The organism is Exiguobacterium sp. s183, from assembly GCF_018617655.1.
GTDB lineage: Bacteria > Bacillota > Bacilli > Exiguobacteriales > Exiguobacteriaceae > Exiguobacterium > Exiguobacterium aestuarii_A.
In genome coordinates, this window is sequence record NZ_JACSKN010000001.1 from 130,903 (window position 1) to 152,770 (window position 21,868).

Genomic DNA, 21,868 nt, shown 5'->3' on the forward strand with positions numbered 1-21,868 from the left:
ATTAAGAGGAGGAAGTAGTGTGGCTGATAAAGTAATTGTTGTCGACGACGAAGTATCGATTGCGACGTTATTAAAATTCAATTTAGAACAAGCTGGTTTCGAGGTGGAAACCGCACATGATGGAAAGACAGGATTGGAACTGGCTGAAAAGAAAGATGCCGTCTTAATCGTGCTCGATTTAATGCTTCCGGAAATGGACGGACTTGAAGTGTGTAAGCGACTCCGTCAACAAAAAGTCAACACACCGATTTTGATGCTCACGGCGAAAGATGATGAGTTTGATAAAGTTCTCGGACTCGAGCTCGGTGCAGATGACTATTTGACGAAACCGTTCAGTCCGCGCGAAGTCGTGGCACGTGTCAAAGCGATTCTAAGACGCTCGGCGCCACAAGAAACCGCGGTAGAGGAGGATGTCATTCAAATCGGTGACGTAAAAATTGTCGCGTCGAACTACGAAGTGTTCAAACAAGGCGAACGTCTCGAATTGACTCCGAAAGAATTTGAACTGTTAGCATACTTGGCTAAAAATAAAGGACGTGTGCTGACACGAGACCAATTGCTATCCGCTATTTGGAATTACGATTTCGTCGGTGACACGCGAATCGTCGATGTTCATATCAGTCATCTCCGTGAAAAAATCGAACCGGTCACGAAGAAGCCGACATATATTAAAACGATTCGTGGACTCGGTTATAAAATGGAGGAGCCGACTTCGGAATGAAGACGTATCGCTCTAGATTCATGACCACGCTCATTCTTCTCGTCACAGGCGTGCTTTTGACGCTTGGCATCGTGCTTGGCCAACTGTTCAAAGATTTTTATTTGGATTCTGAACGTGACCGCTTGAAAGAGGATGCTCAGCTCGCCGCTTTGTACCTTGAAGGAGGAGAGCTAGACGAAATTCGAGGATATGTCGGTCAAATCGATGACGGGAGTAGCTTTGACATACTGCTTCTCAATAGCAGGAATGAAGTCATCGCCGGGACGCCGTTTCGTGTCGGGTCAATCGATTATAAGATTGAACCGAGTCTGGTGCCTGAAGACGGAACGTTTGGTGAAGCAGACGAAGATGAACTGATTCAGTTCACAAAACCGATTGAACTTGCGACAGGGGAGACGGTCTATTTAACGTTCATCCGTTACGTGTCAGACCTTGAAGGTGTGTATGATCGAATTTGGTTAACGATTGCGCTCGCGCTGTTCTTTTCATTTTTCATCATCTTATTCGTCCTTCAGCATCTGACGAACCAATTCATACGACCAATCGATGAAGCGACCATCGTCTTACGGGAACTCGCCGATGGTAATTATCGGGCTCGCGTTTACGAACTGCGAAATGACGAGGAAACCGGAAGTCTCGCTGGATCAATCAACGTCCTCGCCCGAAATTTGGAGTCAATTTCACTCGGAGAATCGGTTCAGCGAGCACGACTCGAATCACTCATCGAATATATGGGGGCAGGGCTCCTTCTCGTGGACGAGCGAGGCATCGTCACATTAGTCAACCGTTCGTATCGCGAGATGTTCCAATACGATGATTTGTCGATTGGACAATTTTATCATGGAATGTTACCGAGTCCTGATGTCGAGACTCTGATCGAAGACGTCTATTTGACGGAAGAAGTTCATCGTCGTCAGTTATCGATCCGGACCGGTTTCAATCAGAAGACATATATGGTGTCTGCCGCACCGATTTTCAGTGATACGGGAATGCTTCGTGGAACGACACTACTATTCAACGACATCACGGAGCTGAAGCGACTCGAGAAGATGCGGAAAGACTTTGTCGCGAACGTCAGTCATGAACTCAAGACCCCGCTCACCTCGATTCGTGGATTTAGTGAGACATTACTCGACGGGGCGAAAGAAGTGCCTGAACTCCGCGACCAGTTCTTAGACATCATTCAAAAAGAGGCGACGCGGATGCAGATGCTTGTTGAAGATTTGCTTGAGCTGTCGAGATTAGAACGTGATGATTTCCAGATGGAACTGGTATCCGTCGACTTGAACCAGCTCGTCGATGAGGTATGTCTCTTGCTCAGTCAGAAAGCGGACAAAAAGTCGATTCATCTAGAGGCGAAGCATCATGGGACGGCCGTCTTACAGGCCGATTTGAATCGGATGAAGCAAGTCATCATGAACCTCGTCGCAAACGCCATCAACTATTCTCCGGAAGGAAGTCGTGTCGAAATTTCTGTCGAGGCGAATGAGGATGCGTACAAGTTACGCGTCAAGGACAATGGAATCGGGATTGCTGAAAAAGAAGTCAGTCGAATCTTTGAGCGCTTCTATCGTGTTGACAAAGCAAGAAGCCGAAACTCAGGTGGTACGGGTCTTGGTCTTGCTATCGTGAAACACATCATCGATCTCCATCATGCGACAATCGATGTCGATAGCGTCGAAGGTAAAGGGACTACGTTCACCATCACGTTCCCAACAGTTTGAATTCCTTTACCTCACGTGTGATTAATCATTTTACAAAACCTTGCCATTCCATTCATATTTGCTTTACAAAAGCTTGCTATTCTTATGAATGAGACCTCTTCATCATCTCGTGACTCGATCGGTGCTCATCTCCACACGGTCGAGAATTTGGCCCTTTTCTATTCGTAGAAAAGGGTCTTTTTTTTCGAACGCATGTACCCGTATGGTATGATGAATAAAGAGAAGAATGGAGGTCGATTGAATGAATAAACTACTAGTCCTAGATGGGAACTCCTTAACATATCGTGCGTTTTTTGCACTGCCTCCGATGTCGGACGCGTCAGGTCGAAATACGAACGCGGTGTACGGCTTTACGATGATGTTGTTGAAATTGATGGAAGATGAGCAGCCGACGCACTTCGCCGTTGCCTTCGATGCGTCAAAAAAGACGTTCCGTCACGATACGTTTGCTGACTATAAAGGAGGGCGTCAAAAGACTCCTGGGGAATTACGCGAACAGTTCCCGCTCGTGCGAGACGTCTGTCGTGCGTTTGGTATCGCTGTCCTAGAGCTCGATCAATATGAGGCGGATGATATCATCGGTACGCTCTCGAAGGATACATCATACGATCAAGTGACGATTGTGACAGGAGATAAAGATTTACTGCAACTGATCGATGATCGCGTGACCGTCTACTTGACGAAACGAGGCATCACAGATGTCGAAAAAATGGACGAAATGGCATTCCAGGAACGTTATGAGGGACTACAACCGATTCAGATGATCGACTTAAAAGGGTTGATGGGGGATAAATCGGATAATATTCCAGGTATCCCAGGTGTCGGAGAAAAGACGGCGCTCAAGTTGATTTCAACATACGGAACCGTCGAGTCCCTTTATGAACATACGGATGAACTAAAGGGGAAACAGAAAGAAAAAGTGGAAGCGAACGAGCGAGAGGCGAAGATGTCAAAACAGTTGGCCACGATTTATACGGACGTGCCACTTGATGTGACCGTTGATGATCTCGTCTTTAAACCTTATGACGCTTCTGTCGTAAAACCTCTGTTCATGGAACTTCAATTCAAGTCGTTGATTGGAAAATTAGCGGATAGCTCTACAGAAGAAACGGTCGAAAAAGAAGTGCGGTCAACCATCGACCTTTCTGAACAAGATTTGTCTCGAGCTGTCCTGTTTCTTGAGCAACTACACGATGACTATTTCGAAGAAGGCATCGTTGGGGTTGCAATCGCATCAGATCGTGGCGTGACCGTCGGTGACGTGACACTGTTACAAGATGCGCGAGTCAAGGAATGGATTGAAGACGAATCGAAGACGACGATTTGTCTCGATGCTAAACAAACAATCATTCAGTTGAAACGTCATCAGTTATCCCTTCGCGGTTACGAAGATTTACTCGTTTCCGGATATTTGTTGAATTTATCTGGTGGAACGTCACTCAGCTCGATTGCTTCTCATTTCGCATACCCTCTTGAAGAAGATGAAATGGTGTATGGGAAAGGCGCAAAAATAAAAGTCCCAGATGAGGAAGTATTCCATTCCCATCTCGCGGAGAAAGCACATGCGATTTTGACGTTGTTCGAACGTGTCGCTTCAGAGTTGAAAGACAACGAACAGACGGAATTATATGAGACGCTTGAAAAACCGCTCGTCTCGGTGTTAGCCGAGATGGAATGGGCAGGCATTCATGTAAACGTTGAAACACTTCAACACATGGAGACAGATCTTCGAGAGCGCCTCTCTGCGCTTGAAGTAACGATTCATGAATTGGCCGGCGAACCGTTCAACATCAACTCGCCGAAACAGCTAGGGGTCGTCCTGTTTGAGAAACTAGCGCTTCCCCCTGTGAAGAAGACAAAGACGGGTTATTCGACTGCGGCGGATGTCCTTGAGAAGTTGGCGCCGCTTCATCCGATCATCGAGAAGATCATGCACTATCGAGAACTCGGGAAACTACAATCGACTTATGTAGAAGGATTGCAGAAAGTTGTGAAGGAAGATGGCAAGATTCACACCCGGTACACGCAAACATTGACGCAAACGGGACGACTCTCGTCGGTCAACCCGAACTTACAAAACATTCCGATCCGGTTAGAGGAAGGACGTCGAATCCGTAAGGCGTTCACCGCAAGCGAGCCGGGCTGGGTACTCTATGCGGTCGATTACTCACAGATCGAACTTCGGATCATGGCGCATATGTCACAAGATGAGAAAATGATGGCGGCCTTCTTACATGATGAGGATATCCACACGTCGACGGCGGCGAACGTGTTCAAAGTCGCAAATGAGGAAGTCACTTCACTCATGCGTCGTCAGGCGAAAGCCGTCAACTTCGGAATCATATATGGAATCAGTGATTATGGGCTCTCGCAAAACCTAGGTATCACACGAAAAGAAGCACAAACGTTTATCGATACGTACTTTGAACAATTCCCGGGAGTGAAGACGTTCATGGATGCTGCGATTGAACGAGCTCGTGAGCATGGGTTCGTCGAGACGATGTTAAAACGACGTCGTAATATCCCGGACATTCATTCTCGTAATTTCAACTTGCGTGGATTCGCCGAACGTACGGCCATCAATACGCCGATTCAAGGAACTGCAGCCGATATCATCAAAAAAGCGATGATTGACGTCGATCATGCTCTTCAATCATCGCAACTTCAATCTAAGTTGTTATTACAAGTACACGATGAATTGATTTTTGAAGGTCCGGCTGAAGAAATGGAAGCATTAGAAAAATTGGTGACGGAAGCGATGGAGCATACGGTGACACTCGACGTTCCGTTACGTGCGGATGGAGCCGTTGGAACGACGTGGTTCGATACGAAATAAGAAGATAGAAAGGAAATCAGTATGCCAGAATTACCAGAAGTCGAAACGGTTTGTCGCAGATTACGACCTGCAGTTTCCGGAAAGACGATTCAGTCTGTCGATGTGCACGACCCTAAAATCATTCGAGGACTCGAGCCAGAAGAATGGGTGCACCATTTGATTGGAGAGACTATTACAGATGTAGAACGTCGAGGGAAATTTATTTTATTCAAATTAACGAACGGATATCTCGTCTCCCATCTCCGGATGGAAGGGAAGTTCTTCCCTTATGAGACAATCACAGCACCGGCTAAACATACGCATGTCGTCATCAACTTCACGGACCAATCGACCCTACATTATAACGATGTGCGGAAGTTTGGAACGATGGAGTTGCGGACGAATGAGGCGGTTCATACGACACCGCCACTGTCACTACTTGCATACGAACCGTTTGACGAGCGTGTGACAACTGATGCGTTGCATAAGCGCCTAGAGCGGATGAAAACGCGCGCTATCAAGACAGCGCTTCTTGATCAGTCCATTTTCGTCGGATTAGGGAATATCTACGTAGATGAAACATTGTTTCGTGCCGGTGTGCATCCGACACGACCAGCTGATAGTTTGACGCACGAAGAAGTGGAGCGTGTACGCATTGAAGCGGTAGCCGTGCTAAATGAAGCCATTGAACGTGGAGGAAGTACGATTCGGAGTTATACGAATCCAGACGGAGCCGCGGGAACGTTCCAAGAACGACTTTATGTATACGGACAAGCCGGTGAACCATGTCGCCGTTGCGGACAAGAAATTGAAAAGATGAAACTAGGCGGTCGTGGCACGCATTATTGTCCACGCTGTCAACAACGTTAAGGAGTGGGCGTTATGTTGAAAATTGGATTGACGGGTGGGATTGCAACCGGGAAGTCCACGGTGTCTCGACTATTTCGGAAAAAGGGGATTCCGATCATCGATGCCGATTTGATTGCGAGGACGGTCGTCGAACCTGGAGGGAAGGCGATTGAGGGTGTAAAAGCGGCATTTCCAAAATGTTTTGACGGCGATGTCTTAAACCGTCCCGCGCTAGGGCGTGAAATCTTTCATGATGAGACGAAACGACAACACCTCAATCAACTGATGCATCCAGCGATTCGTGAAGAGATGAAGGAACAGATGCGTGATTATGAAGCATCCGGCGAGTCTGTCGTTATTTTTGATATTCCTCTCCTATTTGAGGGGACAATGCTCGACCTCGTCGATTATTCTGTCGTCGTCTATTGTCGCGAAGAGATTCAACTGATGCGTCTCATGGAGCGGAATGGATTGACGAAAGAAGAGGCGCTCGCTCGTATTCATTCTCAAATCCCAATCGAGGAGAAAAAGCATCAGGCCGATTTTCTCGTCAATAACAACGGTTCACTCGGTGACTTACCACCACAAATTGACCGTTTGGTCGAACAATTTAAGACGATTGAAAAAGAAGGCGAATGATGATTCGCCTTCTTTTCGTTTGGTTAGTTTAATGGATCGGATTCGGGTGATCCTTTCTTCCACGTATCATAAATGGCACGTCCATCACTTGGGTGACCGTTCGAATAATAGATGGGATACAGTGAAAAGAAAATATAGTAAAACGAAAAGTAGGCGAACTGATACGTATACAACGTCGGTTCAATCTCTCGTCTTAAGATAAACGCATTGACAATTAAGATACTCGCCAGATTAAAAATGGCTCCACCGCCATATACAAGCGTGCGGGTGACCTTGTTGCTCCATTTTAAATCTGTAAACTGGCACCACGCATCATAAAAATAGACGCGGTTCACTTGAAGACGTCCCACTTTAAATAGTTTTTTTCCTGTGCCGATTTGCATGTCGAGCGAGCCTCCAAACAACTTTGCGAAAAAGAAGTGTCCGAACTCATGAATCAACGTCACAATCGGTAAGATGATGAAAAACGAAATGAAGAACTTATCGATATCTCCCCAATCAAACATGGTGACGCCTCCTTTCTGTTGTGCTTCACGACAAGAAATTTCCCTCATTTTCAAAAAATAAACAAAGAAAAATGAAAAAAATGTGACGAATCATAGTGAAAACGCTTACAGCTATCCGTTATAATGAAACCGTAATGTAGAAAAAGGGGGATTTAGCATGGGGACAAAAGTTGCGATTAACGGATTCGGTCGAATCGGGAGAATGGTATTCCGAAAATTGATGCTTGAGGGACGTCATGAAGTCGTGGCAATCAATGCGAGTTATCCAGCGGAAACGCTCGCACATCTCATCAAACATGATTCCATTCACGGTCCATTCGGATTGACGGTTCGAGCGCAAGGGGATGCGCTTGAAGTCGATGGAAAGCGAATCGAACTCATTTCAGAACGTGATCCATCACGTTTACCGTGGGCAGACCTTGGCATCGACATCGTGGTCGAGGCGACAGGGAAGTTTAACTCGGATATCGGGGCGAAACTTCATCTAGATGCAGGCGCAAAAAAAGTAATTTTAACTGCGCCAGGGAAAGGGGATTTACGCACGATTGTGATGGGGGTCAACGATCGAGACTATCGCCCGGAAGAAGACCACATCATTTCAAATGCATCGTGTACGACAAACTGTCTAGGACCGGTCGTGAAGGTGTTACACTCGACATTCGGTATTGAAACTGGTTTAGTGACGACTGTTCATGCGTACACGAACGACCAAAATAACATTGATAACCCGCATAAGGACTTACGCCGGGCGCGTGCTTGTGGCAGTTCAATTATTCCGACTTCAACAGGAGCGGCTAAAGCGATCGGGCTTGTCATGCCAGAGCTTCAAGGAAAATTAAACGGAATGGCACTCCGCGTCCCGACACCGAACGTATCACTCGTCGACTTAGTTGTTGAACTTCATCGTGACGTAACGGTTGATGAAGTGAATGAAGCGTTTGAACGTGCGGCGTTTGGAGAGATGACGGGCGTGTTAGGTGTCTCCCATGAACCGCTCGTATCGATTGACTTCAATGGAGACGACCGTTCGTCGATTATCGATATGGATTCGACGATGGTACTTGGCGGAAATCATGTAAAAGTACTCGCATGGTACGATAATGAATGGGGTTATTCGTGCCGTGTCGTCGACTTGTTAGACATGGTGGCGAGTTACCTTCAAATCGGGCAACAAGAAACACACGCCTAAAAAAATATTACGGTCTAAAAAATATTTTTGATTTTTTTAAACAAATCTCTTGTAACGACGTCCCAAACACGTTACACTCAGTTTCGTGAACTTCAATTGGTCTGACAAACGCAACTTAAAGGGTTAGGACCTCTTAGGACTAACTTGCCCCCGTGGTTGTGGGCGATTCAGGCACAAAGTGAGTGATCATCAACTACTTTGAGACCATTGATGTAAAGGGGGATCCACTAATATGGATACTATGGGACGTCACATTATTACAGAACTTTGGGAGTGCAATCCCGACAAATTAAATGATATCGACTACATCGAGCGTTTGTTCGTCGATGCTGCTCTTCGTTCGGGCGCTGAAGTCCGCGAAGTCGCTTTCCACAAATTCGCGCCACACGGTGTGAGTGGAGTCGTCATCATTTCAGAATCGCACTTAACGATTCACAGTTTCCCAGAGCATGGCTACGCGTCGGTTGACGTGTTCACATGTGGAGATCGAATCGATCCAGCTACGGCATCGCAATACATCGCCGAAGGATTGGATGCGAAAGTACGTGAAGATGTGAAACTTGAACGTGGAATGGGACCAATTCGTGTTCCGGAAGCACAAGTTGCACTAACTAAATAATTCTGAAGAACCTTTTGAGGCTGGCCGTTTAACGGTCAGCCCTTTTAATTGTTTTGTTGTTGCCTTAATTTTGATATGCTTAACGTATATAACTCAGGCGTTGAGGTGGATTATGGGACTGTTAGATAAGTTACAAACACATATTGAAACGAAAGATACACATAAAAATGAATCGCTTCGGACACGTTACTATGCGGCATCTCCGAATGCAATCTTACAATGGTTAGAAAGTCAGATTCAGTCAAATGGTCAGACGGTCCGTCGAATCGACTCGAATCGTGGCGAACTCTCATTCATTGGTGAAGGATGGGACGGACTCATTACGATCGTGCAAGTGGATGGTGGTCGTACAGCGGTCGATTTTACACTGAACCGCGAACAGCGACTCGGGGCAGACCTTGGACAAATCATTACTCACTATTACGAGGCGCTCACACAACAATTCCCGCTTCGTGCTATCGGAAATAAATCTGTCGAACGATAAGGAGGCTTGAGCATGCGTTGTCCGAAATGTGATCATAATGGAACGAGAGTGCTCGATTCCCGACCGGTGCAAGACCATTATTCGATTCGACGTCGTCGTGAATGTGAAAAATGTGGGTATCGGTTCACAACGTTTGAGACGGTGGAACAGACACCTCTCATCATTGTGAAGAAAGATGGAAACCGTGAAGAGTTTAGCCGCGAAAAAGTGCTTCGTGGAATCATTCGCGCGTGTGAAAAACGACCAGTCACGCTTGAACAGCTTGAAGGGGTCGTGACAAAAGTCGAACAACAACTTCGCGCCCTCGCACAATCGGAAATACCGAGTGAGCAGGTTGGTGAGTTGGTGATGAATGAACTCGCACGTGTCGATGAAGTCGCATACGTCCGCTTTGCATCGGTTTATCGCCAATTCAAAGATATCACTGTGTTCTTTAAAGAACTTGAAGATTTAATGAAGCAAGAAAATTCGACCAACTAAAGGGCGGCCTGCTGGTCGCCCTTTTTCAGGGGAGAGAGCTATGGAGAAAGAACGTACAATCTTTGGGACGGACGAACTGCTCATTATGAGTACAGGTCTTGTTGACCGCGAATCGTATCAGTCCCTTTACCACTTATATCAGCCTGTCATCGGTGTCAAAGCGCTCGCGCTGTATCAGACGCTGTGGAGTGAATTGAAACCAGGCAAAATGAAATCGAACTATATGTCTCATAGTGCCTTGTGTGAGATGTTGGAGTACTCCATCAATGAATTGACGGATAATCTATTTCGCCTCGAAGCAATCGGATTAGTACGGACGTACAAAACGAAAGATGCTCGGTTGACGCAATACGTCTATCAGTTGCGTGTGCCGCTCGCGCCGCATACGTTTTTAAACGATGGACTGTTATCGAGCTTTCTCTTCTATAAAGTAGGGGAAGTGCGCTTTAAACAACTTCAGGGGCGTTTCACAATTGACCCTTTGCCAGCGGGAATCGTCGAGGTGACGAAAGACTTTAATGAAGTGTTTGATGTCAAAGGTGTCAATCATCGAGCGTTCACGCAAAAGAACTACGAAAAACCAGATCGTGCGAAGATTGAAATCAACTATTCGTTCGATATGGACATTGTGAAGAAACTGACGAATTTCCCAGTCGGGTTTTTCACAAAAAAATTAGACGAAACCATCACAAAATTGGCCTATGTGTCTCAACTCGACGAAGAGACGATGGCGGAGATGTTGAAAGAATATTTTGTTCACGAAGCCTATCTTCCGCTCAGTGAGCAGGAGAAGCGAGACGGATGTCGTCAGATGGTACTTCAGTTGAAGAAAAAGCAAACGCGGCATCGAAAAGAGAAGACGGTGGAGCTCGAAGAGACCAAACTAGGAGATTTACATGATCCAGCGGTAATGGAAGCAGCCCACCCCCATCAGTACGTATCGACACTTCGGAAGACGCCTCAGCTGTCGAAAAGTGACGAACAGTTGGTCATCGAACTCGTCGATACACTCGGTCTCGCACCGGGCGTGATCAACGCACTCTTCTATTATTGTATTGAAGTGAAGAAACAGACTCGTCTGAACGAGAATTATGTCCTTCGCATCGCGACGAGTTGGAAGACGGCTGGTTATACGAACGCGAAAGAGGCGTTAGAGCAAGAAGCGTCACAAGATGCGCTCATTGAGAAGAAGCAACAAAAACGTGAAAATGTACAGCGGACGACTGTCGGTTCACGTCGGAAACCCCAACAAGGCGAGATGCCGAAATGGCTCGAAGATGAAGCGAAACAACAGCGATCGTATGATCAAGCGAGGAAGAAAGAATTGGAATCTTCCGTTCCAGATGATGCGGAACTTGTAAAACTATTAAATGAATTGAAAGAGAAGGGGTGAGGGGATGGAACGAATCAACCAGTCGTTATCGCAGTTGATGAATCGAAAAGAAGTCCGCGAAGCGTATGAGTCGATTCGCAGACGAACGCTCAATCATCCGGGAGTAATCGCCTTTTTGAACGCTCATCCTGAGTTAGAAGAGAAAGCGATTGAAATTGGGTTCACAAAGCTGAGTGAGTATGCCGAGCAGATGGATGGGAAGACGTTCATCGAAGAACAAGCCGTCATCCCGGGTCATCAACCGGTGCTCTATGTCGATCTTGGGCAGATCGCCATTCGCTATGAAGAGACGGTCGCTCATCGACAAGCTAGACGCCAAAAAGAGATGGACCGTAAGTTTAAGAGCTTGTTCTTACCGGAAGAAGTCCGTGAGGCGAGCTTTGAGTCATTTGATTGGGCGGACGATGCACGCAAGATCGCACTTCGGGAAGCGATGCGTTTCGTAACGGGGATGAAGTCCAAACAAAAAGTAAACGGACTCTATTTACACGGGAGTTTCGGTGTCGGGAAAACGTATTTGCTCGCCGCCATTGCCAATGAATTGAAAGTGGCGGATATCGAGACGATTTTAGTTCATGCCCCTGGATTCGTATCGGAGGCAAAACGCAAAATTCGCACCGAATCGTTTGATTCATTTTTGACGTCGTTTCAACATGTGCCTGTCTTGTTGATTGATGACATTGGTGCTGAGGCAATCAGCCCGTGGGTGCGCGACGAACTGTTCGGCATCATTCTCCAATATCGGATGATGCATCGATTGCCGACGCTATATAGTTCGAACTTTAGCGGAGAAGAGCTCGAGACTCACTTTTCAATCGATGGGTCCGCGCAAAATAAAATGAAAGCGCAGCGTCTCATGCAACGAATTTCAACGACGACGACACAAATCGAACTGAAGGGTGAAAATCGCCGTCGGTAAAGGATTGTTTTTCTCGGATGAGTTGACTATACTAATAACCATATAAGTGATGCATAGAAGAGGATATGAATCATCGAGACGAGTTTTAGCGAGGGAAGGGCGGTGGAAGCTTCCTAACGACGACGATGCATTTACTCCCTCAGAGCACCGTACGGGTCAATCGTGCGGCGATTCACACTCGTTATCGTGTGTTCGAGCCAAGCGTGATGCTTGGGAACGAGGGTGGTACCACGAGAATCAAAGCTCGTCCCTTTTTGAGGGATGGGCTTTTTTTATATTCATTTTTTGAGAGGGGACAGATGTACATGATTCAATTGACATTTCCAGATGGCGCGGTAAAAGAATTTGATGCCGGCGTCACGGCAGAAGACGTCGCAGGCTCAATCAGCCCGGGACTTCGCAAAAAAGCAATCGCAGCAAAACTAGACGGAGAACTTATCGACTACCGTCGTCCGATTGAACAGGACGGCAAAATCGAGCTCGTCATGCCAGATTCAGAGGACGGACTCGATCTGATGCGTCACTCGTCAGCGCACTTGATGGCACAGGCAATCAAGCGTCTATATGGAGAAGAAAATAACATCTATCTCGGGATTGGACCAACAATCGAGAACGGATTCTATTACGACATCGAAATGGACCGCCGAATCAATGAGGAAGACCTTCCTGAGATTGAGAAAATGATGAAACGTATCGTCGATGAAAACTTAGAAATCACTCGTGAAGTCGTTTCACGTGACGAAGCGCTCGCCCGTTATAAAGAGCTGGGAGACCCGCTCAAAATCGAGTTGATTGAAGACATTCCTGCCGATCAGACACTTACAATCTATCATCAAGGGGAATTCTTCGACCTTTGCCGCGGACCGCACGTTCCATCGACTTCGAAGTTGAAAATCTTTAAATTGATGAGCGTGGCTGGAGCATACTGGCGTGGTGACTCTGACAACAAGATGTTACAGCGTATTTACGGGACGGCTTGGGCGACGAAAGAACAACTCGCCGAGCACTTGCGACTTCTTGAAGAAGCGAAAGAACGCGATCATCGTAAACTCGGAAAAGAACTCGACCTCTTCTTCGTCTCACAAGAAGTTGGTCAAGGACTTCCGATGTGGCTGCCTAAAGGTGCATCGATTCGTCGTACGGTCGAACGATACATCGTCGATAAAGAGCTCGAACTCGGATATCAACACGTATATACACCGGTGCTTGGGTCGGTCGACTTGTATAAGACATCTGGACACTGGGACCACTATCAAGATGACATGTTCCCGAAAATGGAGATGGACAATGAGGAACTCGTCCTTCGTCCGATGAACTGTCCGCACCATATGACAATCTACAAACATGAGCCACGCTCATACCGTGAGCTTCCACTCCGAATCGCTGAGCTTGGTGGGATGCACCGCTACGAGATGTCAGGCGCGCTCACAGGACTTCAACGTGTCCGCTACATGGTCTTGAACGACGGGCATACGTTCGTGACACCTGAACAGATGAAACAAGAGTTCAAAGACATCGTTCACTTGATTCAAGAAGTGTATGCTGACTTTGGCATCAAAGATTATCGTTTCCGTCTCTCGTATCGCGATCCTGCCGATAAAGAGAAGTACTTCGATAATGATGCAATTTGGGAAATGGCACAGAGCCAGTTGAAAGAAACGATGGACGAGCTCGAACTTCCATACTTTGAAGCAGAAGGAGAAGCGGCATTCTACGGACCGAAACTCGACGTGCAAGTACGCACGGCGCTCGGGAAAGAAGAGACGCTCTCGACTGTTCAACTTGACTTCTTACTCCCAGAACGTTTCGATTTGACGTACACAGGACCAGACGGGAAAGATCATCGTCCAATCGTCTTGCACCGTGGTGTCGTTTCGACGATGGAACGATTTGTTGCGTATTTGATCGAAGAATACAAAGGCGCATTCCCAACATGGCTCGCACCGGTACAAGTGAAATTGATTCCGGTATCACATGTCCATGATGAGTATGTCGCTGAAGTCAAAGCGGAACTCGTCAAGCGTGGGGTTCGCGTCGAAACGGACCTTCGTGACGAGAAACTCGGCTATAAGATTCGTGAAGCGCAAATGAAGAAGATTCCAATGACGCTCGTACTTGGGGACAAGGAACGTGATGAGCGTGCGGTCAACATTCGCCGTTACGGTCAACAAGAACAAGTATCAGCATCACTTGACGAATTCATCGCATCACTCACAGAAGAGATCGCGAACCGTTCACGCTAAGCAAGGAGCCACCTTTCCATCTAGAAAGGTGGCTTTTTTCGGTCTAAAGACGGATGTGTATTTTGTCGTCTGCACGTATCGTAAACAATAAGGAGTGATGATTCATGAATTATATGAAGCCAGTATTGGCACTTACTATTGGAGCAGTCGCATTTACAGGAGCACTTCCGAAAGTCGGGGCAGAGGCAATCGTCAATGACACGATTGTGACGCTCGGGGAATCGCTCTCTTCAGAACAACAAAAATGGGTACTTGAACGGATGGACGCGCCAGAAGGAATCGAACCGATTATCACGACGGCAGCGGATGAAGAAAAATATTTAGGAGATTCTGTCCCACAGGCGCAACGTGGGGGAGGTATGTATTCGTCCGCACGAATCAAATTGACGGACGGGACAGGTCTTGATATTCAAACTGAAAATGTGACATGGGTCACGAAAGATATGTATGCGAACGCATTGGTCACAGCAGGTGTGACGGATGCGGACATCTATATCACGTCACCAATCAACGTGACGGGTACGTCTGCTTTGACAGGGATTATGAAAGCGTATGACCAAACGGCGGCCGAAACCGGGATTGAACTTTCGGATGAACGAAAAGAACTTGCACAGGAAGAGTTGGCAGTGACGTCTGAAATCGGAAAGACGATCGGTCAAGAGGATGTAGCCGATCTCATGAATGAAATTAAAGCGGAAATCGCGAATCAAATGCCGGAGACGAATATTGAGATTCGCGATATCGTCATTCAAGTGTTGAATCAAAACAACGTCCAGCTGTCTGAAGGACAACTCGACCAATTGACGACACTATTTGAAAACATGCAACAAGCAAATCTGGATTGGTCTGCGATCAGTAACGGATTAAAAGATGCAGGACAAGACGTACAGGCTTTCCTTGAACAAGAGGAAGTCCAAGGATTTTTCGCAAGATTGTTTGAAGCAATCAGTAACTTCTTCAAGTCGCTCACGAATTAATTGTGTGTCATTGTGAAAAGAAGGAAAACAGGGTAAAAAAATCGTCTCACGAAGTAAATAACTTTCATCCATTATCTTAATCTTAGGGAGGAATCGTTATGCTCGGTGGTGTTCCGCTACATCCATTGCTCGTGCACGCTCCGATTGGTCTTCTACTGTTTGGGACGCTTTTGATTTTGATTAGCTTCAAATGGACAAGTTTTCGACTGTTTGCACTCGTCACGCTCGTTGCTGGATTAATATCGGGCGGAGTGGCATTTCTATCGGGTGACAGTGCCGAGGAGTATGCGGAAGCAAACCTTCCTTCGGTCACAGAGGCGATGATTGAAAACCATGAACATTTTGCCTTGTACAGCTTGATCGCGTTTGGCATCACTGTTGTCTTGCTTGCCATTGGATATCGTGCGAAAGGGAAGCTATGGATCACACTTAGTTTTGTGATTGCGCTCGTGGGAGCGGGACTTCTTGCATACGCCGGGCACCTCGGGGGACAGATGGTTTACGCACAGTAAACATGAATAAACGTCCAATTCCATTGATGTGGAACTGGACGTTTTTACATGGTACATAAGAAAGACAGAATTCCTCACTATTTAGTACCATCGTTTATGAATATAGTTTTGAGCCGACTCGTGATCATCGACAATCTTTAATGTGATACGATTCATCTCTTCTAATAAGTCCGTTAATACTGCCTGCAACTTTTCATCTTCTAAGCCATGCGCCTGCATCGTTTTACTGACGATCTGCTGAACCTGGTCGTGATAGTCATGTTCGCGCGAGACGTCTTTTCGCCAGTTCATGTAAATCCCTCCTTTGATAATTCATTATTCCCTTTGAAAAGGTATTGCGAAACGAGAGAATGACTGGTATCATCATAAAAGTGTGAGCTACCAATTATTCATGCGCGATATCTTGACATCTTTTCCTGCTAGTGCTAAGATGACATAGTGATTAAAAACAACAAAGCAGAAGCACCCGCTTTTCACCTCGTCTGAGAGTCATCAGGCAGGTCCATCAAGTTCTTGGTTCAATCGGCATCGTCTGCCGTTTTATGACCTCAACTGATGTGTGGGTGGGAAACTGCCGACGCTTTTTTTATTGCCATGTTGTCTTGTCAATCTAAATCTCGTGCAATCGCACGATGGAGGTGCTAACCATTAGCAAAGAGCTCTTTATCAACGAAAACATTCGTGCCCGTGAAGTACGTCTCATTGGCGCAGACGGCGCACAACTCGGTGTGAAATCGCGTAACGATGCGTTACGTTTAGCTGAAGAAGCGGAACTAGACTTAGTCTTAGTCGCGGACAAAGCGAATCCACCGGTCGCTAAAATTATGGATTATGGGAAGTACCGTTTCGAACTCCAGAAGAAGGAGAAAGAAGCGCGTAAAAACCAAAAAGTCATCCAAATGAAAGAAGTACGTCTCAGTCCAACAATCGAGGACAACGATTTCCAAACAAAATTGCGTAACGCACGCAAGTTCCTTGAAAAAGGAAACAAGGTGAAGGCTTCGATTCGTTTCCGCGGACGTGCCATCACACACTCGGAAATCGGGAAACGTGTTTTGGACAAAATGGCAGCGGAATGTGCCGATTTGGCAACAGTTGAACAAAAGCCGAAGATGGAAGGACGCAGCATGTTCTTAGTGCTGGCTCCGAACAAAGAAGATTAATCATCGATTCTCAGTGGGGAGGAAATACTCATGCCGAAAATGAAATCGCACCGCGGTGCTTCAAAACGTTTCAAACGTACAGCATCAGGTAAACTCAAGCGTTCACACGCTTACACAAGTCACTTGTTCGCAAACAAATCGACTAAAGCGAAACGTAAGCTCCGTAAAGGCGCTATCGTATCAGCTGGAGACTTCAAACGCATTCGCAACATGATCGCGAAGTAATACAGAAACAATTAGGAGGGAATCCATATGCCACGCGTAAAAGGCGGTTATACGACTCGTCAACGTCGTAAAAAGCAAATTAAACTTGCCAAAGGATACTTTGGTTCGAAACACATTCTATTTAAAGTAGCAAAACAACAGGTCATGAAGTCACTCATGTACGCTTACCGTGACCGTCGTCAGAAGAAACGTGATTTCCGTCGTCTTTGGATCACACGTATCAATGCGGCAGCACGTACAAACGGTCTCTCATACAGCCGTATGATGCACGGCCTCAAGCTTGCAGGAATCGACATCAACCGTAAGATGCTTGCTGAGCTTGCTGTGACAGATGCACAGGCATTCGCGTCACTCGCTGAAACAGCTAAATCAAAATTGAACGCGTAATCGTTCAATCGACAGCGCCGAGACACTCTCTCGGCGCTTTCTTTTTTCTTCAGAATTTCTTAGAATTAAGAGAAGGAGGAGGACGTATGAATCAATCAGTTGTCGCCATCGTTGCCCTTGCGCTGATCGTCTTGAACGTATACACCTATATCCAGGCAAAACGTTATACGCATGGCCAAGGTGATTTCAATGTGCTATACGCCTATGCGGGAGGAGCCATCGGTGCCTTGTTCGGTCTCCATTTGACACGTAAAAAGACCGTTCATGCCCCAAAACTGCTCCAATTACAAGTATTGATTTTAGCGGTAGGCTGGTCTTTAATGATTTTAGTACTGCTATAAGTGGAGATAGAGGAGGAACATCCGGTGAACTGGACAACATTGTTTGATCGGCAGCGCGAATTAGACGAGCGGATCAAAGCACAACATGGATTATCCGGCAATCAATTCGATGAACGGTTACTGGCGCTGCTTGTCGAACTCGGTGAACTGGCTAACGAAACACGTAGCTTTAAGTTTTGGTCGAAGAAAGGACCGTCGCCTCAAGATGTGATCTTAGAAGAATATGTAGACGGCATTCATTTCTTACTGTCACTCGGCCTTGCACTTGGATATGAACGAGACGCGTTTCCTGCGGGGAGCTCATATCTTGATGCGACTGATGCTTTTTTAGATATTTATCGAAAAGTGACGAACTTTGGTCTTTCGAAAACAGAAGCGATGTACGAGACGCTGATGGCAGCGTATCTTGAACTTGGCTATACGCTTGGGTTCAATGAACAACTCATTTTTATGGCGTATATGAACAAAAATGAAGTGAACCATGAGCGACAACAATTAGGCTATTAAGGAAAAGGAGCGGATTGGTATGAATGAATCGTTACATATGTTAAAACGTCTGACAGACGCAACTGGCGTCCCGGGAAATGAAGGGGAAGTCCGTCAATTAATGCGTGAATACCTTGAACCACATGTCGAATCATTTGAACAAGACGGTCTCGGAAGTTTATTTGGTCGAGTGACTGGAAAATCAGAAGGTCCTCGTGTCATGATTGCAGGCCACATGGATGAAGTCGGCTTTATGGTCACGCGTGTGGAAGAAGGTGGTTTCCTACGTTTCCAAGCGCTTGGTGGATGGTGGAACCAAGTCCTATTGGCACAACGGATGGATGTGGTGACGCGTTCTGGTGAAAAAATCCCGGGAGTGATTGGTGCGAAACCACCACATGTCCTTCCACTTGAAGCACGTAAAAAACCAGTTGAAATCAAAGACATGTTCTTAGATATCGGAGCGACATCAAAAGACGAAGTCGCCGAATGGGGAATTCGTCCGGGTGATACGGTCGTCCCGCATTGTGAATTCACGGTCATGAAAAATGAGAACTTCTTGATGGCGAAAGCTTGGGATAACCGAATCGGTTGTGCCATTGCCATTGAAGCTGCAAAACGCCTGAAAGAAGAAGCATTCCCAGGTGTCATCTATACAGGTGCGACGGTACAAGAAGAAGTTGGATTGCGTGGAGCGGTTACAGCGGCTAACTTGGTCCAACCGGATGTGGCGATTGCTGTCGATACAGGAATTCCAAGTGATACGCCAGGAATGACACCGGCAGAAGGGTTGTCAAAACTCGGCGATGGCGTTCAAGTCATCTTCTTTGATGCAACAACCGTGACGAATCCACGTCTCGTCGACCTCATTGTTGAGGTAGCAAAAGAAAATGACATCAAATATCAGCTTGATTTGACACCAGGTGGCGGAACAGACGCAGGACGTTTCCATTTGTCTGGGATTGGAATGCCGGCGATCGCGTTGACAGTACCTGTTCGTTATTTACACACGAACGTGTCAATCATCCATAAAGACGACTACGAAGCAGCGATTGAACTCGTTGTCGCATTAACGAAACGCTTAGACCACGAGACGGTCCAATGGTTGAAAGAGGGATAATATGACGAAGATAACGTCTACGAAGAGCGAGACGATTAAACGATTAAAACGATTGATGACGAAAAAAGGACGCCAAGAAACCGGGCAATTCCTTGTAGAGGGAGAGCATTTGGTGGATGAGGCAATCCGAGCAGGTCGTCTCGTACAACTCATCATGGCAGAGTCGTACGTACCGAAAAAGACGTGGCGCATCGAGGACATGCCGGTGCTCGAGTTATCTGATCATGTCGCTGACCTGTTATCTGAGACAGAAAAGACACAAGGTGTGTTTGCTGTCGTGAAGATGACACCGGTAGAGCGTAAGATGAAGAAAGTTCTCGTGTTAGACCGGGTACAGGACCCAGGTAACCTAGGTACGATGATTCGGACGGCAGATGCAGCCGGATTTGATACGGTGCTCCTCGGGAAAGGGACGGTCGATCCGTTCAATGCCAAAGTCGTTCGTGCGACTCAAGGTTCCCTGTTTCACGTGAACGTGACTTCGGTTGACTTGCTTGAAAAACTACCTGAACTGAAAGAAGATGGTTTCCATGTGTATGGAACAGCCCTTTCGAAAGCGACATCGTATGAGCAGGTGGCATTTGAAGACAAAGTAGCTTTGGTCATCGGAAATGAAGCACAAGGTGTACATGCCGATGTGTTGGCACTGTGCGACACACGTGTCCATATTCCAGTACTCGGTGAGGCAGAATCGCTCAATGCGGCGGTCGCTGCTGGTATTTTAATGTATCGGATCGCTTTACAATAATCTTGTCAGCACGTGAAAAACGTGATAGGTTAAACACATCGATGAATATGATATGACGTTGAAAGAACATAGTAAGCGAATGACCGATTCCGTTCAGGGAGCATGGGCCGTGACTGAGAGCCTAAGCCGGAATCGTCGCTGAATTCACTCTGGAGTCGTGTTGGAGACAACACCGGTTTGGCATCTCGATAACGATGCTCTCAAGTGGGCCAACTATTGGCCAAGTAGGGTGGTACCGCGATGATTCGTCCCTTCAGTCAACGACTGAAGGGACTTTTTTATGTAGAGGAGGAAGTGAACACATGAAAGAGCAATTAGAACAGTTACAAATGGAAGCACTTGAAGAAATCAAAGAAGCATCCACACAAAAATCATTAAATGACGTCCGCATCAAATATTTAGGGAAAAAAGGTCCGATGACCGAGGTACTTCGTGGGATGGGTAAGTTATCCGCAGAGGAACGTCCAGTCATTGGTGAATTGGCGAACACGGTCCGTACGTCGATTCAAACGACGCTCGACGCTCGAATCGAAGAAGTGAAGGCAATCGAGCTAGAAGAGAAGTTAAAAGCGGAAACGCTTGACGTGACGCTCCCGGGACGTACATCGGCCCCAGGGCACAGTCATCTCTTGCAACAGATCATCGACGAGATGGAAGATTTATTCGTCGGACTTGGTTACACGATTGCAGAAGGTCCTGAAGTCGAAACGGACTTGTACAACTTTGAGATGCTCAACTTGCCAAAAGACCATCCAGCACGTGATATGCAAGACTCGTTCTATGTTACCGAGGAAACGTTGCTCCGTACACATACGTCACCTGTACAAGCACGGACGATGTTAGAGGCGAACGGGAAACCGATTCGCATCATTTGCCCAGGAAAAGTATATCGTCGTGATGAAGATGACGCGACGCACTCGCATCAATTCATGCAAATCGAAGGGTTAGTCGTCGATGAGTCGATTTCGATGGCAGACTTAAAAGGGACGCTTGAAGTGTTCGTGAAGCAATTATTCGGTGAGGCACGTGAAATTCGTCTTCGCCCAAGCTTCTTCCCATTCACGGAACCGTCAGTTGAAGTTGATATTTCATGCTTCAAGTGTGGAGGAAAAGGTTGTAACGTCTGTAAGGGAACCGGCTGGATTGAAATTCTCGGAGGCGGGATGGTACATCCACATGTGTTAGAGATGGCAGGCTATGACTCGTCAAAAGTGTCAGGATTCGCATTCGGAATCGGTGTTGAGCGTATGGCGATGCTCAAACACGGTGTCGATGACATCCGCCACTTCTACACAAACGACTTACGCTTCATCGAGCAATTCTAAGGA

At 46.6% G+C, this 21,868-nt stretch carries 24 protein-coding genes; 22 read left to right on the plus strand and 2 right to left on the minus strand.

Annotated features, from left to right (window positions below):
* Positions 1–19: 19 nt before the first annotated feature.
* The 5 genes from KNP62_RS00640 (at position 20) to coaE (ending at position 6,748) form a co-directional block, all read left to right on the plus strand.
* Positions 20–721, plus strand: coding sequence for a response regulator transcription factor (locus KNP62_RS00640; protein ID WP_074033421.1), 702 nt, complete (start codon positions 20–22; stop codon positions 719–721).
* On the plus strand, positions 718–2,445 hold the full coding sequence (gene pnpS, locus KNP62_RS00645) for a two-component system histidine kinase PnpS (RefSeq protein WP_214782205.1): 1,728 nt from the start codon (positions 718–720) through the stop codon (positions 2,443–2,445). Before KNP62_RS00640 ends, pnpS begins: the two co-directional genes overlap by 4 nt.
* A 241-nt stretch (positions 2,446–2,686) precedes the next feature.
* A complete protein-coding gene (gene polA / locus KNP62_RS00650) occupies positions 2,687–5,281 on the plus strand; it encodes a DNA polymerase I (RefSeq protein ID WP_214782208.1) in 2,595 nt (864 codons plus the stop codon).
* A 21-nt stretch (positions 5,282–5,302) separates the two neighbouring features.
* The gene (gene mutM / locus KNP62_RS00655) at positions 5,303–6,130 is read left to right on the plus strand and encodes a bifunctional DNA-formamidopyrimidine glycosylase/DNA-(apurinic or apyrimidinic site) lyase (RefSeq protein ID WP_214782211.1); all 828 of its coding nucleotides are present in this window, start codon (positions 5,303–5,305) and stop codon (positions 6,128–6,130) included.
* A gap of 12 nt (positions 6,131–6,142) precedes the next feature.
* Positions 6,143–6,748 (plus strand): dephospho-CoA kinase, encoded by a 606-nt coding sequence (coaE, locus tag KNP62_RS00660; protein WP_214693225.1) that lies wholly within the window; start codon positions 6,143–6,145, stop codon positions 6,746–6,748.
* 23 nt (positions 6,749–6,771) lie between these two features.
* Here the strand turns inward: coaE and KNP62_RS00665 are convergent, their stop codons facing one another.
* Complete coding sequence (locus KNP62_RS00665; RefSeq protein ID WP_214782214.1) at positions 6,772–7,254, minus strand: site-2 protease family protein; 483 nt, start codon at positions 7,252–7,254, stop codon at positions 6,772–6,774.
* 157 nt (positions 7,255–7,411) lie between these two features.
* Here KNP62_RS00665 and KNP62_RS00670 point away from each other — a divergent pair, with 157 nt between their 5' ends.
* The 9 genes from KNP62_RS00670 (at position 7,412) to KNP62_RS00710 (ending at position 16,070) form a co-directional block, all read left to right on the plus strand.
* A complete protein-coding gene (locus KNP62_RS00670; protein WP_214760153.1) occupies positions 7,412–8,443 on the plus strand; it encodes a glyceraldehyde-3-phosphate dehydrogenase in 1,032 nt (343 codons plus the stop codon).
* Positions 8,444–8,675: 232 nt separating this feature from the next.
* Positions 8,676–9,062, plus strand: a complete 387-nt coding sequence (speD, locus tag KNP62_RS00675) for an adenosylmethionine decarboxylase (RefSeq protein WP_026825618.1) — start codon at positions 8,676–8,678, stop codon at positions 9,060–9,062.
* 112 nt (positions 9,063–9,174) lie between these two features.
* Positions 9,175–9,546 carry a hypothetical protein gene (locus KNP62_RS00680; RefSeq protein WP_214782217.1) on the plus strand — a complete coding sequence of 124 codons (372 nt, stop codon included), beginning with the start codon at positions 9,175–9,177 and terminating at the stop codon, positions 9,544–9,546.
* Between the two features lie 12 nt (positions 9,547–9,558).
* Entirely contained in the window at positions 9,559–10,026 is a 468-nt protein-coding gene (gene nrdR / locus KNP62_RS00685; RefSeq protein WP_012726705.1) for a transcriptional regulator NrdR, read from the plus strand.
* A gap of 40 nt (positions 10,027–10,066) precedes the next feature.
* Positions 10,067–11,419 (plus strand): DnaD domain protein, encoded by a 1,353-nt coding sequence (locus KNP62_RS00690; RefSeq protein ID WP_214693215.1) that lies wholly within the window; start codon positions 10,067–10,069, stop codon positions 11,417–11,419.
* Positions 11,420–11,423: 4 nt separating this feature from the next.
* On the plus strand, positions 11,424–12,338 hold the full coding sequence (gene dnaI / locus KNP62_RS00695; protein WP_074033411.1) for a primosomal protein DnaI: 915 nt from the start codon (positions 11,424–11,426) through the stop codon (positions 12,336–12,338).
* Between the two features lie 299 nt (positions 12,339–12,637).
* Entirely contained in the window at positions 12,638–14,581 is a 1,944-nt protein-coding gene (gene thrS, locus KNP62_RS00700) for a threonine--tRNA ligase (RefSeq protein WP_214782220.1), read from the plus strand.
* 104 nt (positions 14,582–14,685) lie between these two features.
* Positions 14,686–15,558: a DUF1002 domain-containing protein gene (locus KNP62_RS00705; RefSeq protein WP_214782223.1), complete on the plus strand. Its 873-nt coding sequence runs from the start codon at positions 14,686–14,688 to the stop codon at positions 15,556–15,558.
* A 98-nt stretch (positions 15,559–15,656) separates the two neighbouring features.
* Positions 15,657–16,070, plus strand: coding sequence for a DUF2231 domain-containing protein (locus KNP62_RS00710; RefSeq protein ID WP_214749313.1), 414 nt, complete (start codon positions 15,657–15,659; stop codon positions 16,068–16,070).
* Positions 16,071–16,151: 81 nt separating this feature from the next.
* Here KNP62_RS00710 and KNP62_RS00715 read toward each other — a convergent pair whose 3' ends face one another.
* Positions 16,152–16,361 carry a hypothetical protein gene (locus KNP62_RS00715; RefSeq protein WP_012726699.1) on the minus strand — a complete coding sequence of 70 codons (210 nt, stop codon included), beginning with the start codon at positions 16,359–16,361 and terminating at the stop codon, positions 16,152–16,154.
* 341 nt (positions 16,362–16,702) lie between these two features.
* Between KNP62_RS00715 and infC the strand changes: the two genes are divergently transcribed.
* From infC to pheS, 8 genes are all read left to right on the plus strand, one after another.
* Entirely contained in the window at positions 16,703–17,233 is a 531-nt protein-coding gene (gene infC, locus KNP62_RS00720) for a translation initiation factor IF-3 (protein ID WP_074033409.1), read from the plus strand.
* 30 nt (positions 17,234–17,263) lie between these two features.
* The gene (rpmI, locus tag KNP62_RS00725) at positions 17,264–17,458 is read left to right on the plus strand and encodes a 50S ribosomal protein L35 (protein ID WP_012726697.1); all 195 of its coding nucleotides are present in this window, start codon (positions 17,264–17,266) and stop codon (positions 17,456–17,458) included.
* 27 nt (positions 17,459–17,485) lie between these two features.
* Entirely contained in the window at positions 17,486–17,845 is a 360-nt protein-coding gene (rplT, locus tag KNP62_RS00730) for a 50S ribosomal protein L20 (RefSeq protein ID WP_012726696.1), read from the plus strand.
* 86 nt (positions 17,846–17,931) lie between these two features.
* Positions 17,932–18,186: a hypothetical protein gene (locus KNP62_RS00735; protein ID WP_214693206.1), complete on the plus strand. Its 255-nt coding sequence runs from the start codon at positions 17,932–17,934 to the stop codon at positions 18,184–18,186.
* Between the two features lie 24 nt (positions 18,187–18,210).
* Positions 18,211–18,693, plus strand: a complete 483-nt coding sequence (locus KNP62_RS00740) for a dUTP diphosphatase (protein WP_074033407.1) — start codon at positions 18,211–18,213, stop codon at positions 18,691–18,693.
* A gap of 19 nt (positions 18,694–18,712) precedes the next feature.
* Positions 18,713–19,792 (plus strand): M42 family metallopeptidase, encoded by a 1,080-nt coding sequence (locus KNP62_RS00745; RefSeq protein ID WP_214782226.1) that lies wholly within the window; start codon positions 18,713–18,715, stop codon positions 19,790–19,792.
* Position 19,793: 1 nt separating this feature from the next.
* A complete protein-coding gene (locus KNP62_RS00750) occupies positions 19,794–20,540 on the plus strand; it encodes a TrmH family RNA methyltransferase (protein WP_074033405.1) in 747 nt (248 codons plus the stop codon).
* A 302-nt stretch (positions 20,541–20,842) separates the two neighbouring features.
* Positions 20,843–21,865: a phenylalanine--tRNA ligase subunit alpha gene (gene pheS, locus KNP62_RS00755; protein ID WP_214782229.1), complete on the plus strand. Its 1,023-nt coding sequence runs from the start codon at positions 20,843–20,845 to the stop codon at positions 21,863–21,865.
* Positions 21,866–21,868 lie beyond the last annotated feature (3 nt).